The organism is Pectinatus cerevisiiphilus (assembly GCF_004341685.1).
In the GTDB taxonomy this organism is placed as follows: Bacteria; Bacillota; Negativicutes; order Selenomonadales; family Selenomonadaceae; genus Pectinatus; species Pectinatus cerevisiiphilus.
In genome coordinates, this window is sequence record NZ_SMAA01000005.1 from 121850 (window position 1) to 139634 (window position 17785).

General features: G+C 37.8%; 13 protein-coding genes. 5 read left to right on the plus strand and 8 right to left on the minus strand.

What is annotated here, in order from left to right; genetic code table 11:
* Position 1: 1 nt before the first annotated feature.
* From trpD to trpE, 3 genes are read right to left on the minus strand one after another with little or no spacing between them, the layout of a single operon-like run.
* Positions 2–1012, minus strand: coding sequence for an anthranilate phosphoribosyltransferase (gene trpD, locus EDC37_RS04725; RefSeq protein WP_132548442.1), 1011 nt, complete (start codon positions 1010–1012; stop codon positions 2–4).
* The gene (locus EDC37_RS04730) at positions 1009–1590 is read right to left on the minus strand and encodes an anthranilate synthase component II (RefSeq protein ID WP_132548444.1); all 582 of its coding nucleotides are present in this window, start codon (positions 1588–1590) and stop codon (positions 1009–1011) included. Before EDC37_RS04730 ends, trpD begins: the two co-directional genes overlap by 4 nt.
* Positions 1590–3062, minus strand: a complete 1473-nt coding sequence (trpE, locus tag EDC37_RS04735) for an anthranilate synthase component I (RefSeq protein WP_132548446.1) — start codon at positions 3060–3062, stop codon at positions 1590–1592. Before trpE ends, EDC37_RS04730 begins: the two co-directional genes overlap by 1 nt.
* Positions 3063–3602: 540 nt before the next feature.
* On the opposite strand from trpE, the gene EDC37_RS04740 reads away from it, so the two are divergent.
* Both EDC37_RS04740 and EDC37_RS04745 read left to right on the plus strand, forming a co-directional pair.
* On the plus strand, positions 3603–3914 hold the full coding sequence (locus EDC37_RS04740; RefSeq protein WP_231039979.1) for an ArsR/SmtB family transcription factor: 312 nt from the start codon (positions 3603–3605) through the stop codon (positions 3912–3914).
* Positions 3915–3937: 23 nt separating this feature from the next.
* Positions 3938–4822: a C40 family peptidase gene (locus tag EDC37_RS04745; protein WP_132548450.1), complete on the plus strand. Its 885-nt coding sequence runs from the start codon at positions 3938–3940 to the stop codon at positions 4820–4822.
* Positions 4823–4877: 55 nt separating this feature from the next.
* Here EDC37_RS04745 and EDC37_RS04750 read toward each other — a convergent pair whose 3' ends face one another.
* Positions 4878–6071, minus strand: a complete 1194-nt coding sequence (locus EDC37_RS04750) for an MFS transporter (protein WP_132548452.1) — start codon at positions 6069–6071, stop codon at positions 4878–4880.
* A gap of 135 nt (positions 6072–6206) precedes the next feature.
* Here EDC37_RS04750 and EDC37_RS04755 point away from each other — a divergent pair, with 135 nt between their 5' ends.
* From EDC37_RS04755 to EDC37_RS04765, 3 genes are all read left to right on the plus strand, one after another.
* Positions 6207–7049: a helix-turn-helix transcriptional regulator gene (locus EDC37_RS04755; protein ID WP_132548454.1), complete on the plus strand. Its 843-nt coding sequence runs from the start codon at positions 6207–6209 to the stop codon at positions 7047–7049.
* Between the two features lie 114 nt (positions 7050–7163).
* Complete coding sequence (locus tag EDC37_RS04760) at positions 7164–8375, plus strand: MFS transporter (protein ID WP_196589801.1); 1212 nt, start codon at positions 7164–7166, stop codon at positions 8373–8375.
* Positions 8376–8549: 174 nt separating this feature from the next.
* Positions 8550–9101 (plus strand): flavin reductase family protein, encoded by a 552-nt coding sequence (locus EDC37_RS04765; RefSeq protein WP_132548457.1) that lies wholly within the window; start codon positions 8550–8552, stop codon positions 9099–9101.
* A 204-nt stretch (positions 9102–9305) separates the two neighbouring features.
* Here the strand turns inward: EDC37_RS04765 and EDC37_RS04770 are convergent, their stop codons facing one another.
* The 4 genes from EDC37_RS04770 to EDC37_RS04785 form a co-directional block, all read right to left on the minus strand.
* Complete coding sequence (locus EDC37_RS04770) at positions 9306–12914, minus strand: alpha-L-rhamnosidase (RefSeq protein WP_243642169.1); 3609 nt, start codon at positions 12912–12914, stop codon at positions 9306–9308.
* A gap of 130 nt (positions 12915–13044) precedes the next feature.
* Positions 13045–14457, minus strand: a complete 1413-nt coding sequence (locus EDC37_RS04775; RefSeq protein WP_132548459.1) for a glycoside hydrolase family 1 protein — start codon at positions 14455–14457, stop codon at positions 13045–13047.
* 25 nt (positions 14458–14482) lie between these two features.
* Positions 14483–15826 carry a prolyl oligopeptidase family serine peptidase gene (locus tag EDC37_RS04780; protein ID WP_231040000.1) on the minus strand — a complete coding sequence of 448 codons (1344 nt, stop codon included), beginning with the start codon at positions 15824–15826 and terminating at the stop codon, positions 14483–14485.
* A 51-nt stretch (positions 15827–15877) separates the two neighbouring features.
* Positions 15878–17782, minus strand: coding sequence for a beta-glucoside-specific PTS transporter subunit IIABC (locus tag EDC37_RS04785; protein WP_132548461.1), 1905 nt, complete (start codon positions 17780–17782; stop codon positions 15878–15880).
* Positions 17783–17785 lie beyond the last annotated feature (3 nt).

The window sequence follows — 17785 nt, forward strand, 5'->3', positions numbered from 1 at the left end:
ATCACACCTCATTGGTTGTTTTGATAAATTCTTCCATTTTTTTATAAGCGGCACCACTATCAATACTAGCTGCCGCTTTTGTGATTCCTTCTGCCAAATCTGCCGCACAATCTGCTAAATACAAAGCCATTCCAGCGTTTAATAATACGGCATTTCTCTTCGCACCTTTTTTTCCTGTTAAAACTTTTTTCGTAATTTGCGCATTCTCCGGTCCTGCACCGCCTACCAGTTCAGGCAGTTTGGCATACTCTATATTATATTCCTTTGGATCTATTATATACTCATTAAAATTGCCATTGTTAATTTCACATACGGTTGTTTTACCACATACAGTTATTTCATCAAGTCCATCTCCGTATACTACAGCACCTTTTTTTACCCCCAGCTTAGCTAAAACTTCTGCCATTGGGCGGATAAGTGCTTTATCATAAACCCCCATAAGCTGAATATCTGCCGCCGCCGGATTACTTAACGGACCCAGTATATTGAAAATAGTCCTAACGCCAAGTTCTTTTCTCACAGGCGCTGCATACTTCATTGATGCATGATAAACAGGTGCATACATAAAACACAAGCCAATATCATTCAACATTTTTTCATTTTGCGCGGCACCGAGTTCCAGCTTTGCCCCTAACGACTCCAAACAATCGGCTGCCCCGCATTTACTTGAGACACTGCGGTTACCATGCTTGGCTACAGTCACTCCATTAGCTGCTACGACAAAAGAAGCTGTGGTGGAAATATTAAAGGTATTGGCTTCATCACCACCAGTGCCCACTATTTCCAAAACATCAGGGTTACGGTGATCCACCGGAATACATTTCTTTCGCATAGCAGCCGCACAAGCCGCAATCTCGTCCACCGTTTCCCCTTTCAAGCGAAGGGCTGTTAAAAAACCACCAATTTGTGCATTGGTAGCCTTTCCTTCCATTATTTCCAACATGGTATTGTTAGCCATTTGATAATCAAGATCTTTACCATTTACTACTTCATGGATTGCTTCCTTTATCATTGCACAGCACCGCCTATCTGTAAAAAGTTTTGTAAAATACGCTTCCCGCCAAATGTCAAAATAGATTCTGGATGGAACTGCAAGCCATATATCGGATATTGGCGATGCTTCATTGCCATCACTTCTCCGTCATCTGTCTGCGCTGTCACGATCAGTTCAGAAGGGATACTCTTCTTGTCAACCGCCAATGAATGATATCTGGCAGCTGCAAATTGGTGAGGTAACCCTTTAAATATAGGCATATCCGCGGTCACCTCAATCATGCTTTTTTTACCGTGCATTATTTTCTTTGCATAACCTACCGTAGCTGAAAAAGCTTCACCGATAGCCTGATGTCCCAGACAAACACCAAGTATCGGTATTTGACCGCCCAATCTGCGTACTACCTCTTCACAGACACCAGCATCTTTTGGTCTGCCCGGTCCCGGAGACAATACAATCTGTGCCGGTGCAAGTTTTTTGATTTCTTCAACTGTCAGTTCATCATTTCTGATGATCTTTATATCAGCACCAATTTCACCTAACAGCTGGTATAGATTATACGAAAAACTATCATAATTATCTATTAGCAATAACATTATTCACCGACCTCCTGTGCTTTTTCAATAGCTTCAATCATAGCTCTTGCTTTATTCTGCGACTCCATATATTCTGATGCCGGTACACTGTCGAAGACAACCCCACCACCAGAGCGGACATACACTTTATCATCATAAACCACAGCCATGCGTATCCCAATGCAGACATCCATATTCCCTGTAAAATCAATATAACCGATAGCGCCACCATAGATACCACGCATACTCTTTTCTATTTCATGCAGAATCTGTACCGCCCTGACCTTAGGTGCTCCTGACAATGTTCCTGCCGGTAATGTAGCGGCTATAGCATCAAGTGCATCTTTATCACTGCGTATTTTACTGTTAACTGCCGATGTTATATGCATGACATGGGAAAAACGTTCTATCTTATGAAGATTTTTTACCTGTACCGTACCAAACTCACTTATCTTTCCAAGATCATTTCTGCCCAAATCAACCAGCATATTATGTTCTGCCAATTCTTTTTCATCATGGCATAATTTTTCTTCCAGTACCGCATCTTCTGCTGCTGTCTTCCCCCGTGGCATGGTGCCGGCAATCGGAAAGGTAGACAAGACACCGTCTTTTAGTTTCACCAGTGTTTCCGGTGAAGCCCCAGTCAATTCTATTTGTCTACCGCTCAAATAAAACATATACGGCGATGGGTTTGTTGTACGCAATACCCTGTATGCATTAAGCAGGCTTCCTTTGAAACCCGCTTCCAGACGATTGGAAGGAACCGCCTGGAAAATGTCGCCTTCCTTTATATATTTTCTTGTCTTTTCGACCAGCTTTTTATATTCATCAGCAGTCATTTCTCCCTTGAATGATGTTGTAAGTCTGCCAGCTTGTTCATTGCGCGGTGCACCGTTCTTTACCAGTGCAGCCAAATCAGCCAATTCTTTTTGCGCCTTCTTATAATTATTGACGACGTCATCAGTCCGTATATTAACAATCAAAAATATTTTTTGTTTTAAATTATCAAAGGCAATAATCTTATCAAAAAGCATTAAATCGACATCATTTAAATCCTGTTCTTTACCAGCAAAGTCGAGTTTCTTTTCGCTATAGCGTATATATTCATAAGAAAAATAACCGATCAGTCCACCCGTTAAAGGCGGTAAAAAATCAAACCGCGGACTTTTATATGTTTGTAATAGATCCCGCAGCTCTTTTGCCGGATTTTCCGTATAAAAAGTTCTTTCACCTTTTCTATCCTTAATCGTCATTTCATGATTTTTACATTTTATTTCCACCGACGGATCAAATCCTAAAAAAGAATAACGTCCCCATTTTTCACCGCTTTCTACACTTTCGAGTAAAAAACAGCAATCACTGACGTTCTTCATTGCCTTCAACACCGCTATCGGTGTCTTAATATCGGCAAAAAGTTCTTGGCTCACCGGTAATATATCATATTCAGCTGCAATCTTTTGCAATTCCGTCAAACTAGGTTTATATTCGACCATTTTCTGCACCCCTTTAAAATAAATAGACAAATAAAAATACCCGCCCTAAGACAAATCACTTTGTCAAGGACGAGTATGTATTTTGCTTACTCGCGGTGCCACCTTGCTTGGAAAAGACCTTCCCTCTCATGCAGGATACTAACATATCCCTCACAACTAACGCCTGTGCTACGTCACAGAATACTTGGCAGAACCTCCCGGCTCTCCCTTTGACTGTGCCCTCTGCGGTCCATTTAATACCCTGCGTCCTGTTATCTCTCAGCAATGACAACTCTCTGTAAGTGCACGATGTATTTTTATCTCCGCATCAACGGTTTCTTAAGGCAGATATTAATTTTGATTTATATTTTACTAGCAAGATGTAAAGTTGTCAAGTTTATTTAAAAATTAAAATAAGAATTTACTTTGTCGCCATCTAAAAATTCTGTTATACTATAAGTGATTAACTATTATTTCCCTGTACAACAAGGAGAATCCATGTCAAAAGAACTAGAAAATAAAGACTGTGATATGTGTGAAATCTACCATGTGCATCAAGACATGATCAATAAATCGAAGTTGCATCTTTTAGATGAAAAAACCACCGGCCGCTTGGCCGACACTTTTAAAATTCTTGGCGACCCTACTCGCATAAGAATATTGACGATCTTATCAAATGATGAAATGTGTGTCTGCGATATAGCTGCAACATTACAGATGGGACAATCGGCCATCTCGCATCAACTGCGTATCCTACGCAGTGCCCGTCTGGTAAAATTTCGTCGCGAAGGCAAGGAAGCATGGTATTCGCTGGACGATAACCATGTTGTTGTTTTACTAAAACAGGGGTTGCAGCATATATTGCATGACTGAGAACAGAAAGGATTTTTTCAGCCATGAAGAAAACTATCAGACTTATCATTCCCACCCTATTTGTCTTTTTATTGACAGCGATTGCCACTGTCCACGCTGCGCCAATCCTAAAACTGCATTCAGCGGGACACGATGTAACTCTGTTGCAGCAACTGTTGCAAAAAGAAAATTACACCATTAATATAACAGGTGTTTTTGACGAAACTACACAAGAAATTGTTAAAACTTTTCAGTCTGATAATAATTTGCCTGATACAGGTATCGTTGACCGCCAAACCTGGTCATTGCTGACAGAAAAATCCAGCCAAGGTAGTGCCACAACACCTGTTGTCAGTACACCAACTGTTGTGACACCACAAAATGATAACCCGATTACAACAGTTCCCATCTCCCAACCACCGGTGACCATTACTATCCCGACACAAACCAATCCTCAATCTTCTGATAATACTAGAAGAAAAAAGCCCCAGTCAGAGGAAGCTGTCATTGCTTCCATACGCGCCCAACGTGTCCCTGAAACGGCGACTTTTCTTCCCCGCAGTAAAGTAAATTCCATCATCTCTACAGCAAAGAAATACATGGGAACACCATATGTTTATGGTGGCGAAACACCTAAGGGATTTGACTGTTCCGGCTATCTGCAATATGTATTCAAACAAAATAATATTGATATTCCACGTACTGCCGATGAACAATATAAAGTTGGTGAAAAAGTCCCTGCGGCTCAATTACAACCCGGTGACTTAGTATTTTTTGCAACCGATTTGACAGGTATAAGCCACTGCGGTATTTATCTGGGAAAAAACCAGTTTATCCATGCTTCTACTAGTCGTGGTGTACGTATTGACCAGCTTGATGATACTTATTGGCAAAAATATTTTATAAACGGCAAACATATAGTAAAATGAATTGAAAGAGGAAGATGTATGACGCCCAAAACGTCGACATTCTTCCTCTTTTCATTCATTCTTTCGCTAAATATGCTCCCATTGCAATAATTTGTGATACCAAGCCGACTACACACACGCCCATCCAACCAAAATGCTGAAAGCTCCACGCACCCGCAAAAGACCCCAATGCACCGCCCACAAAAAACATAATCATATATATCGCTGTAATACGGCTACGCGCTTTTTCGCTCAACTGTTGTATTTTAGCCTGACTACTAACATTACAGCATTGCACTCCAATATCCAATAAAATAACACCTAATATCAATCCCCATAGATGATAACCACAGGTCATAAATATTATATATGAAAAAATTATAATTAATATATTTATCCCTATAGTGAAGTTAGGTCCTTTTTTATCTGAAATCATTCCTGCCAAGGGTGCAAGCAATGCCCCTGTAATACCAATTAAACCAAATAGACCAGCAAAATTTGCCCCTAAATGATAATACTCCTGCAATAAAAATGTAAGTGAAGTCCAAAATGCGCTGAATGCACAAAATGCCATAGCACCGATAAGGCTAGTTTTGCGCAACACTCCAAACTCTTTAATTATCGGACCAATAGAGCGCATTGATTCTCCATAATTCATTTTTGTTAAAGCATTACATACAGGTAATTCAACGTACAAGGCAACCATTAAAACAATTATTCCCAATGCCGCTATAAGATATATCGTATGCCAATTGTATAACTGTGCAACAAATCCACTAAATACACGGGAAAGAAGTATTCCTGTTAATATTCCACTCATAATACTGCCGATAACTCTACCTTTATCTTTAGGTGCAGCCAGTTGTGCAGCAAAGGGAAGTAAAATTTGTCCAGCTACTGAAGTAAACCCAACAAAAAAAGATGCCATAACTGTTATCTGCAAATTAGGTGAAAAATATATTGTAAGCAATGCACAACTTGAAAAAAATAATACCCCCATAACCAGCCGTCGTTTCTCTAATATATCTGCCAATGGTAATATAAAGAAAAAGCCTAATGCAAGCCCGATTTGGGTCAATGTCACAGTTAAGCCAGCACTTGATTGTGAAATATGATAATCAGCCGCCAGTTGATACAGCACTGGTTGTAAATAATAAAGATTTGCCGTTACTGTCCCACTCGCAATTGCCATTATCCATATCAATTTTTTAGTCAATTGAGGCTGATTTTCCGCAATGCACTTTTTGTTATCCTTAGACTTTTTCTCCATAAAATCTTCCTTTACTCTCTTTTATAAGTTTATCTTGCCCTTTTACATAAGTAACTATACAATAAATTTATCCTATTACAATAAGTTTAATTATCATAGTATAAATTCTATCAGTATATTTAGGGGGATGTTATTTTGGATAACAATGTTACCTTGCGTAAAGAGTTGGGAAATTTCTTAAAAACACGGCGAGAAAAAATATGCCCTGCCCAAGTTGGCCTGCCAAGCAATTCCAGGCGTCGTACACCTGGTCTCAGACGAGAAGAAGTAGCGATGTTAGCAGGTGTCAGTGTTACGTGGTATACATGGTTGGAACAAGGGCGGCCTATAAAAGTTTCAGATGAAGTATTGCAGAGTATTGCTAATGCCTTGATGTTAAACGCCCATGAAATATCCTATCTGTTTGGCCTATCCCAAACAACACCTTCCAAAAATGCTTTATTCAAAGAACCAACAAATACCATGTTTCAAAATGTATTAGACAGCCTTCTTTATTCACCATCTACTATGCTGGACAAGTATTGGAACGTAATAGCATGGAATAAAGCAGCCAGTACTATATTCATCGATTTTAGTAAACTAGACATTACCGACAGAAACATTATAAAATTAATGTTCACTAATAAAGAATATCAAAGCCGTTTTACTAATTGGCCAGAAAAGGCCAAGGAAATGCTTGCAGTTTTTCGTGTTTCTTGTACTGAAATCCTTAATGACCAATGGTTAAAGGAATTCATAGCCGCACTACAAAAAGAAAGTAAATATTTTAATAAATGGTGGCCATTGCACGATGTAGCTGCAGAACACGAAATAAAAAAAATCATCAAGCATCCCCTTGCAGGTAAATTATTCTTTGAACATACAGTTTTTTTAACGCCAGAAAATAATTTTAAAATATATATTAACACGCCCACTACTAGTACAAAGGAAAAAATTAAAGCCTTACTAACCATGCATGTAAAAAAAGATATTGAATGAAACCATATATCAATCCTAAAAATTTTATCAAACAAATTTTTCTCAATCAAAACACTTTATTACAATGTATCTATCATTAAATTTTATTTACTCCATTGAAAGGACTGCATAATCTTGTCTTCTAATTTCATTAAAAAAAGCGATAAAGAATATTGGTCTACAATTATTGCTTTATTTTTCGGCAGTTTTGTAACTTTTGCCCTGCTCTACTGCTATCAACCGCTTATTCCTATTTTTTCCTCAGAGTTTTCCATTTCTCCCGCCACTGCAAGTTTATCTATCTCTACAGCGACCGCCAGTCTTGCTGTTGCTATGCTTGTTACCCCTTCCCTCTCAGACAAATTTGGGAGAAAGACTATAATGAGTATCTCCCTTATTGGTTCTACCATTTTAACCGGCATCATCGCTTTTACAGATAATTTCACAATAATATTGCCCTTGCGTATCCTGCAAGGAATATTTCTTGCGGGGTATCCAGCTATTGCCATGACCTATATACAAGAGGAATTCCAACCAGCTATTACTGGGATCGTAATGGGGATATTTGTCAGCGGTAACTCCGTTGGCGGTCTTCTTGGCAGAATCATCATCAGCACTATGGCTGACTTCTTTTCCTGGCATACAGCAATCGCCGCTTTAAGCTTGCTAAGCCTTTTGATAAGCATCTGGTTTTTTAAAAACCTTCCTGCTTCTCGCAATTTTACCAAACGCTCTCTTGAAATTCATGATATTATGCATCAATTTTCCGTAAACCTCAAAGTTGGTAATTTACTATGCATATATATAATAGGCTTTCTTATCATGGGAAGTTTTGTGGCCTTGTACAATTATGTAGAATATCCATTGATAAATCCGCCCTATTCGCTAAGTCAAACTATTGTCGGCTTCATTTTCGTAATTTATCTTGTTGGTACTTTTAGCTCAACACTGATGGGACGTCTTGCCAATAACAAGGGTGCTTTCAAAATGCTCGATGTTTCTTTATGCTTTATGCTCGCCGGTGTACTCACCACACTCTTCATGCCGCTTTGGTTAAAAGTATTTGGTATTGCCCTTTTCACCTTCGGCTTTTTTGGCAGTCATTCTATCGCCAGCAGCTTGGTTGTAAAGCTAAGCCCCACCGGTAAAGCACAATCTTCCGCATTATATTTACTCTTTTATTACATAGGATCAAGTATCATTGGCGCATTAGGTGGTAAATTTCTAATATGGCATGGTTGGGTTGGTGTCGTAATGCTTTTGAGTGTTGTCATCATATTAGCTCTGCTTTTATCCAACGTTCTTTTTTGGAAAAAATATTTAGCCTTGCATAAAGTTCATGCATAATTTACATATATAAAAATATTAAATTTTATCGAGCAAAAATTAATTTATCATTTACACACAAACTGTTGAAAACGCCATACAATAATACTATGATGGTGATAGTATTATTGTATGGCGTTTCCTATTAACTATTTAATTTACATAATTTTCTTATTGACAGGAGGATGATTTACAATGGCTATGAAATCCTATCCGCTTGAAAAAGCATTTACTTTTATTGAACCAGGACCTGTTGTTTTGGTGACAACCTATAACAACGACAATTATAACATTATGACCTTAACCTGGCATATGGTACTTGACTTTACGCCTAGGATCGCTTTGGCAACTGGTCCATGGAATTATTCATTTGATGCATTGCTCAAGAATAAAGAATGCGTCCTAGCTATTCCTACTGTAGAACTTGCCGAAAAAACAGTTTGCATCGGCGACTGCTCCGGTAAGAACATCGACAAATTCCAAAAATTTGGCCTAACCGCCCTGCCAGCAAAAGCTACTAAAGCACCTCTCATAGCTGAATGTCTTGCCTGTATTGAATGTAAAGTGACTGATTATTTAGAAGCACAAAACTTTTTTGTCTTACAAGGCATCCATGCCTGGTACGATGATGAACATAAGGAACAGCGCAGATTCCATGCTAATGGAGATGGTACTTTTGTCACAGATGGGCAGACACTTGACCTGCGCCAGTTCATGGAAGATAAGCTCCCTTTCGGGTGTAAATAATGGAACATTATATTTTACAGTTCTTGAATCATTAATAACACCATTCCAATTCATTCCATATGCAAAGTCATAGCTGTTTCCTTCACTATCTTGATACCACTCCATGTTCCATGGTACTAATACCCCATTCTCTTTTTACTCCAAATTACTCAAATATGTAATAAACTACGGTCACTAATTATTTTCTCAGTGACCGTGTTTGCATTACATCTTTATTGTAAATTGATATATTCCGGATTGAAGATGGTAAACAGCTTTTCCCGTTTCATATTTTATAAATACAACCCCATCACTTTCCGTTAATGGTTTCCCACTTTCAAGAACAGTTGCCTCTTTACTAATTGGTAAATAAAGTGTTGCCGAAGTATTAGCGGGAACAGTTGCCTTATAAAACCATTTATTATTATCAATTTTCCATGCGCTTTCAATTCTTCCATAACTACTGTCATAGCATCCACTGGCACTTTTCATACTGCCCTTAAAATCTGGTTGGGGCTGCAAAATAAAATGTTTAAATCCCGGTGATACCGGATCCCGTTGAATTCCCAAAGAATAATTATAAAACCACGCTCCAACAGAACCAAATGAATAATGATTAAACGAGTTCATACTATTATTTCCACCGAAGCCGCGTTCCTTCGTGTATGAATCAAGTCTTTCCCACATAGTTGTTGCCCCTTGTTCGACAGGATAAAGCCATGATGGATAGTTAGTGTTTTCAAGCATTTTATAAGCAATATCCGTATAACCATTATCAGACAATGCTTTACTGATCCATGCTGTACCAATAAAGCCAGTCATGAGTGCATATGAATTATACTCAATCTTATTATCATCCGTATTTTTGCGCACACAAGCATCGGCAAGATATTTTGCTGCATATGGTATATTTTCTTCACTAAATATACCTAAAGCCAAAGGTACCGCATATGATGTCTGTGTATCCATTAAAGTTCCATCACTCTTCACCGTTTTATGTGTAATAACATTTACAAAAGTTTTATTGAAAAATTTCTTTCTTTCTGCATATTTTTGCCAATACACGACAGCATCATCAGAATACCCCAAAACGTCAGCAACATTGGCCATAATCCAAAGATCGTATGCATGATAGACCGCCCACAAAAACGCTGGTTCATTTTTATTGTATTCCGGTCCTAACCAGTCACCTAATTCCATCATAGTATTTTCATCCAAAAGACCTTTATCAGTTAATTTTGTATCCAAATATGCGACGTATTTTTTCATGGAATTATAATGTTCTGCCAGGACATCTTTATCCCCATATTGTTGATATAATTCCCATGGCACCGTGATTCCAGCACTTCCCCATAAAACTCCACCAAAGCCGTTTCCTATCGGCGCAATATCACCAAAACGACCATCTTTATCCTGTAAATCTCTGAGTGCTTGTAAATGACGAGCCAAAAATTGATCAGTATCCGCTACATAACCTGCTGTACGGACAAATACAGAAAGATCACCAGACCAACCCATACGTTCATTACGTTGTGGGCAGTCAGTCGGAATAGATAAGAAATTAGATCTACTAGACCATACAATATTCTGCCATAATCTATTAATTTCAGGATTAGAAGATTTATAGTCAGCTGTGACTTGCGGAATAGAACTCAATACTGTCGCTTGTACAGATTTAAGTGGTAATGCCTTGTCAATACCCGTAATTTCAACATATCGATAACCATGATATGTGAAATGCGGTGCAATTACATTTTCCCCATTTTTAAGAATATATGTATCCTGCGCAAGTGCACCACGAATATTTTCAAGCATGATCATTCCTCTATTTTCACCCGATTTCTCATTATCAGGATATGTCATTTCAGCATAACGTAAAACAATTTTCTTTCCAAGCTTACCATCTTTTATTACGATTCGTGGCACTCCTGCCAAATTTTGCCCCATATCATAAACAAATACTCCTGGGCGTACTTCTTTAACCTTTTGAGCAGTGAGAGTCAAAACATTTGTAACACTTGGACCAGTCTGGCCTACCAACGTAAGATGATCATAATTTTGCTCTGTAACTGTCCCCGTCATGCAATGTGCCCATTCACCAATGAAAGCTGTATGTGCATTGACTGGTACAATTTCAGCCTTATCCCATTGGAAATCATTATATGCCGCTGTAGTCCATGATTTTATTGCACTTTCTTTTCGTGCATCATAAACTTCTCCTTGAAAAAAACTACCAAGAACAACAGGTCCTTGTTTATAAGATTTCCAATCTTCTGGATTTGTTGTGATTACATCTTTCGTACCGTCTGTATAATTAATAACCAGCTTAGCAAGGAATGATTGACGGTCGCCAAAATAATTCCAATTTTCTCCTTGAAAAGTAATTGCCCCGCTCCACCAGCCTTCAGAAAGTTGTGCTCCTATAGCATTTTCCTTTCCTGTTTGCAATAATTTAGTAACATCATAAGTCTGGTAAAGTTGTGTAATATTATACTGTGTAAGTCCCGGTGCAAAATAGTCATCACCAACACGTTCACCATTGATATATGCCTCATAAATACCACGTGCTGTAGCATAAAGACGGGCACTCGCAATTTTCTTATTTTTTACTGTAAAAACCGAACGGAGAAGCGGCATAGAATCATGTGACGGGTCTGCTGTGATAAATACACCATCCGTTCCACCATCTAAATGGTATGCCCCGTTTCCCACTGCAAATCCTTTTATTGGTTTATGGGAAAATATCCCTGTATATGTCCCTGATCCCAGGACTTCACTAAATACCGCATTCTGAGGTTCCCTGTAATTTAAAATCTGCAAATCCGAAAAATTTGCTTTCTCACCCTTATCAACTGAAAACCCTATATTTGCAACCATCGGGAATGCAATATAATCGCCCCCTGGCCCAACTGGATTTACATTTACTCCCGTTGTCCAAAAGTTTACACGTGGTAATTCAATCTGAGTCCCATCAATCCAAAAATTAAAAATACCAAAATTACTACTTATCTCGATTGTATGTTTTGCATTTTCATTTTCTACATTTATTAACGCTTTAGGAATTGCAATTGATGTAAGCGGATTAAGTGAATCATCCTTGCTATACCCTTGACGATAGATATTGATACAAGCCTCTCCCCCTACCTTAACTTTCCCCGTATCAAGTTCAAGCTTAATAAAACTTTTATCCGGTTCACTTTGGAGATTATAAAGGTTTTTATTTTTATCCATAAGCCGACTATCATCCGCCCCAAGAATAAAACTAGCTTTTGTTGAACCTTGTGCAATTTGTAATACATATTTTACACGAAATACAGCTAAACTCTGTGAATACAATGGTAATTCTTTATTTTGTCCACCAATCCAGCTGGCATTGTCCCAATTTCCTAAACCATTGCGTTGCATGTTTAATCCGGTTTCAAACCATGAACTTTTTTCTTGCGTTTCATCCTTTTGATCCCAAACCTTTAACGTCCAATTATACCTATTTTCTGGTTTTAACTCTATCCCGTTATATTTTATACCAATAGATGCACCATCTACTATTTTCCCAGTATCCCAAAGAACTACTCCCTGCACATCCTTAACGACAAGCTGATAAGCTTTTTGTGAAATACCTCTTACTCCCTCTATCGACTTCAAATTCCAACTAAATTGCGGTTGCTTCACATCCAATCCTATTGGCTCTACCATATGCTCCACTTTTAAATTCTCCAGTGAAAAATCGTTAGTTGAGGCAAGCGCCATATTAGGATTTCCCAAAGTACTATAAATAAAAGAAGATATAAGTATAATATACATATATTTTTTTATTATTAATTTCAAACGTATCATCCTATCCCGCCTTTGCTATGGATAAATTATTACCTATAATTTATCCATAGCTTAATTTCTATTGAAAACTATATCTATACATATTCATTGATCTAGCAATCTATCTTCATTTATTGATAATAATTTATACTTATTTTTTCAACATATCGCCATTAGAAGCGATGATATCTTTATACCAGAAAAACGACTTTTTCTTATATCTCGCCAACGTTCCGCTTCCATCATCATGACGATCGACATAGATAAAACCATAACGCTTTTTAAATTCTGCCGACGATGCACTAACAAGGTCTATACATCCCCAAGTCGTATATCCCATAACGGATACACCGTCTTTAATAGCCTCATTGACCTGCACAAGATGATCATTAAGATAACTTATACGATAATCATCTTGTACCGTTTTGCCACCCTGCTCATCATCTATAAGTTCATCCATTGCACCTAATCCATTTTCCACAATAAACAATGGTTTCTGCCAACGATCCCAAAACATATTGAGAATATACCGGATACCCTGTGGGTCAATTTGCCAACCCCATTCAGATGAAGGAAGGTAAGGATTTGGCACACCTCCCATAAGATTTCCTTTTCCCTTTTTCTTCTTTTCCAAGTCAGCAGTTTCACAAACGCTCATATAATAACTAAAAGAAACGAAATCTACAGTGTGTTTAAGAATTTCTTCATCTCCATCTTCTATTTGCAATTCAATATGATTTTCTCTAAAATAACGTTTTATATATTCCGGATATTGTCCTCGAACATGTACATCTCCAAAGAAATAGTTCATATGGTCTGCCTTCATTGCCGCGATAACATCATCTGGATGTGGTGTCAACGGATAAATTGGCATGCTAAGCACCATACAACCAATTTTTGCTTCTGGCATCATTTCATGTCCAATCTTTGTTGCCAATGCTGAAGCTACTAGTTCATGATGAACCGCCTGATAAAGATCTTGCAAAGTCAATTTTTCTTTTGGTGTCATAATACCACCACTCATAAGCGGTTCATGAAGCACTGAATTGATCTCATTAAAGGTCAACCAATATTTAACCTTTTTACCATAACGCATGAAAATTGTACGTACATAATTTTCATAAAAACCAATAAGATCACGACTTACCCAACCATTATATTTTCTGGCAAGGTGCAGTGGTGTCTCATAGTGTGAGATAGTCACCAACGGCTCAATTCCATACTTATGGCATTCATCAAAAAGTGCATCATAAAAAGCAAGCCCCTGTTCATTCGGTTCCGCATCATCACCATTCGGGAAAATACGGCTCCATGCAATTGATGTTCTAAAAACTTTAAACCCCATTTCTGCAAAAAGTTTTATATCATCCTTATAACGATGATACAAATCAATCCCTATAAGTTTCATATTATCCATTGTCGGTTTATCCGTAGGTAATCCTTTAATTCCACGTGGCATGATATCTTGGATGTCCAGTCCTTTACCATCTTCATTATATGCACCTTCGCACTGATTAGCAGCGACTGCACCGCCCCATAAAAAATTCTTTGGAAATGTTGTCATTGTTTTTAAGCTCCTTTTAATAATATTATTTTTTTTGTGCTGCAAGCCAGTCCATAAGTTTTACAGTTTTTCCTCCAATATCTTCTTCACATTTATCATTGTATACATAAATCCATGACCAATGTCCCGGATATTCAAAGGCTGTCCCATCATCTTTTTTATACAATCCTGTCTGGTCAACAACATTATCAAAAAAGCTAAAATGAACATTTGTAGCACCAGCGGCCTTTAAGCGCTGAAATGTCGGTATGACATAATCTGCTGGAGGAAGTATCGTATCTGTCTTTGCTGCAATAAACCATATAGGTGTTTTCTTGAATGTTTCAATATCCGCATCACTAATCAATTTATCCGCCAAACCTTCACAAGTCGGAAATGCCGCGGCAAAATATTCTGGATAATCGCGTATCATTAGCATTGTCATATACCCACCATTTGAATCTCCACCTATATAAATGCGACTTTTATCGATATTAGGATGCTCAGTAACATAGCTTTCAATAAGCTGCATAAGGCTTTCTTCATATATAGATGTCCCATCTCCAAAACTTTTATATCCATGCATCCAATAAGTAGGAGCCTGCGGTATAAGTACATAGGCTCCATTAAAGTGCGATTGTAGCGAATCATCAGCAAACATATCCGCCTTATTTGCTGAAATTGGGATTGATGGACTATCAGTTCCCCCTTCTCCCATACCATGAAGCCAAATAATTAACGGATGCTTTTCATTATCCTTTGGTTCATAGCTTGCGTAGCCATAAGGTAAATGGTCAAAACTTTTATGCGCATAATTAAACTTATCAACTATTGGACGTATATTGCCTTTATTATTATCAACAACAAGCCCTTTAACTGAACCAACAGTTTTCATTTGCGTAATTGTATATTCTGGTTTTACCCAATTATTAAAAAAACTATTTAGGTCAAAATTAAGTGCTGAGCTAAGTGCAATATCAGGCCCCACTTTTAACTCAATAGTGACATAACGTCCCTTATCAATGGCTTTACCTTCACTATCAGATACATAAGTCTTTGTAATTTCGCGATAACCTTCAAGATCACTATCCTTTTGTGCCGCTGAACCCAATTGAATACTGTTTTTTATCTGTAAAGCCTGTTTTGGCGTAGTCGTTCCTTCTGCTAATATACGCTTCGCATAAACTTTAAATGAAGTATTATCTACTGCATTTGCAGGAACCACCTCACCAAGATCGACAATCACCTTAGAAATTGCCGCCCCCCAATCATAGACTTCTGTAACTGTGCGGTATGAAGGTGCTACTGTAGCAGCAGACACGATAGTATTTACACCAGACAGCATTCCAAACATAAGCACGCCAATAAGGAATTTTCTAATATTCATCATGATCTCTCTCCTAAAAATGCAAAAAGGAATTTATCCTTGCTTTACCCTAATTTATATAACGACTGTAATTAAAGTATCATCCTTCTTTATTTCTTTTTTATTTGTGGGAATAATATCAAGATACTCTGTATGATTTGTTACCAACACTGGTGTAATAGTAGAATATCCTGCCGCTTTAATTTTTTCTACATCAAATTCAATAAGTATCTGTCCTTTTTTTACATGTTCTCCTTGCTTAATTTTAACTGTAAAATATTTTCCTTCGAGTTTTACTGTATCAATACCAACATGTATAAGAAGTTCTATTCCTTTATCTGTAATCAAGCCTACCGCATGTCCAGTCGAAAAAAGAGTGACAACTGTGCAATCCGTTGGTGCAATAACCTGTCCATTGAGCGGATCAACTGCGATTCCTTTACCCAGCACTCCTGAAGCAAACGCTTCATCTGGTACATCCCCCAATGGTACAATTTTACCCATAATCGGTGTCTTAATAATTTCTTGTTTTACAATTTGCTCTTTCCCTGCAGTAGAGGATGTCATCGTTATATTTTTTTCATCCCGGTAGATCGGAAACGTTATTACAAAACCAGCAAGGAAAGATACTGCTGATGCTAATATGCCGTAATACATACCACTAACATCATTTGTTACTGTATTAATAAAACAAGGATAGCCAAATATTCCAAGGCCACCAAAAACAAATAACTTTACTCCAAAGAAAGCTATAACAGCCCCGCCAATACCCGCACCAATACAACTAATGATGAAGTACTTCTTACGTGGCAGCGTTACCCCATAAATAGCCGGTTCTGTCACCCCAAAAATTCCGGAAATAAATGCCGGAGCTGCCAAAGCTTTAAGTTTTTTATCTTTTGTGCGCAACATAATTGCAAGTACAACACCAATTTGTGCAAATGTAGCTCCAAAATATGTAACAATCACTGGGTCAAATCCCATAACCGACACATTATTGAGCATGATAGGCACAAGACCCCAATGCAGACCAAACATAACAAATACTTGCCATAAGCCACCAATAAAAATTCCGGCGAGAACTGGACTAAGATTAAAAATTCCTGTTGCAACTGCCCCAACAAGCTGCCCAGCCCAAGTTGCTATCGGCCCAATTACGATAAAAGTTAATGGTATAACTATAAGTAACGTACAAAAAGGTACCATAAACCCCTTTAATACCGTTGGCATAAATTTAGCAATTATACGTTCAATCTTTGCACCAAAATAAACTGCAATAATAATTGGAATTACACTGGACGCATAATTCATTAAAATAACAGGAATACCAATAAATTCTATTTTAATTTGAGAGGCAAATAATGTTCCTCCCATCAACTCATACAGTGTCTGTCCTTTCATAATTGCTGAAAGTGTCGGATAAACAAGGGCAGCTCCTACCCCCATAGCTGTGAACTCACTCATTTTAAACTTGCGTGCAGCCGTAAGACCAAGAAAGATCGGTAAAAAATAAAAAAATCCATCACCGACTGTTGTTAAAATTTGATATGTGCCACCCTTAGCATCAATAATTGACAACGCCACCAGCAATGCAGTAAATCCTTTAACCATACCACTAGCTGCCAATACACCAAGAACTGGTGTAAAAATGCCAGATACGGTATCTATAAATCTATCCAATAATCCTATTTTTTTGTTTGCTACATCGTTCCCTGCTTCCTTATTAGCAGAAATCCCAAAAACATCTAAAATTGTATCGTAAACATCACCGACAGCATTACCAATAACGACCTGATATTGTCCACCACTTTGCACCACTGTAACAATTCCATCTGTACTTTTCAGAATTTCAGTTTTTGCTTTGTTTTCATCATGCAGTTTAAATCGCAAGCGTGTAATACAATGGGTAACCGATATAACATTTTTTTCTCCGCCAATATTTTCCATAATAGTCTTTGCCAACTGCTCATATTTCTTCATAAA

Excerpts from the sequence above, each read along its gene's own strand:
- trpD (WP_132548442.1), bottom strand. The coding sequence starts at position 1,012 with ATGATAAAGGAAGCAATCCATGAAGTAGTAAATGGTAAAGATCTTGAT.
- EDC37_RS04730 (WP_132548444.1), bottom strand. The coding sequence starts at position 1,590 with ATGTTATTGCTAATAGATAATTATGATAGTTTTTCGTATAATCTATAC.
- trpE (WP_132548446.1), bottom strand. The coding sequence starts at position 3,062 with ATGGTCGAATATAAACCTAGTTTGACGGAATTGCAAAAGATTGCAGCT.
- EDC37_RS04740 (WP_231039979.1), top strand. The coding sequence starts at position 3,603 with ATGATCAATAAATCGAAGTTGCATCTTTTAGATGAAAAAACCACCGGC.
- EDC37_RS04745 (WP_132548450.1), top strand. The coding sequence starts at position 3,938 with ATGAAGAAAACTATCAGACTTATCATTCCCACCCTATTTGTCTTTTTA.
- EDC37_RS04750 (WP_132548452.1), bottom strand. The coding sequence starts at position 6,071 with ATGGAGAAAAAGTCTAAGGATAACAAAAAGTGCATTGCGGAAAATCAG.
- EDC37_RS04765 (WP_132548457.1), top strand. The coding sequence starts at position 8,550 with ATGGCTATGAAATCCTATCCGCTTGAAAAAGCATTTACTTTTATTGAA.
- EDC37_RS04770 (WP_243642169.1), bottom strand. The coding sequence starts at position 12,914 with ATGATACGTTTGAAATTAATAATAAAAAAATATATGTATATTATACTT.
- EDC37_RS04775 (WP_132548459.1), bottom strand. The coding sequence starts at position 14,457 with ATGACAACATTTCCAAAGAATTTTTTATGGGGCGGTGCAGTCGCTGCT.
- EDC37_RS04780 (WP_231040000.1), bottom strand. The coding sequence starts at position 15,826 with ATGATGAATATTAGAAAATTCCTTATTGGCGTGCTTATGTTTGGAATG.
- EDC37_RS04785 (WP_132548461.1), bottom strand. The coding sequence starts at position 17,782 with ATGAAGAAATATGAGCAGTTGGCAAAGACTATTATGGAAAATATTGGC.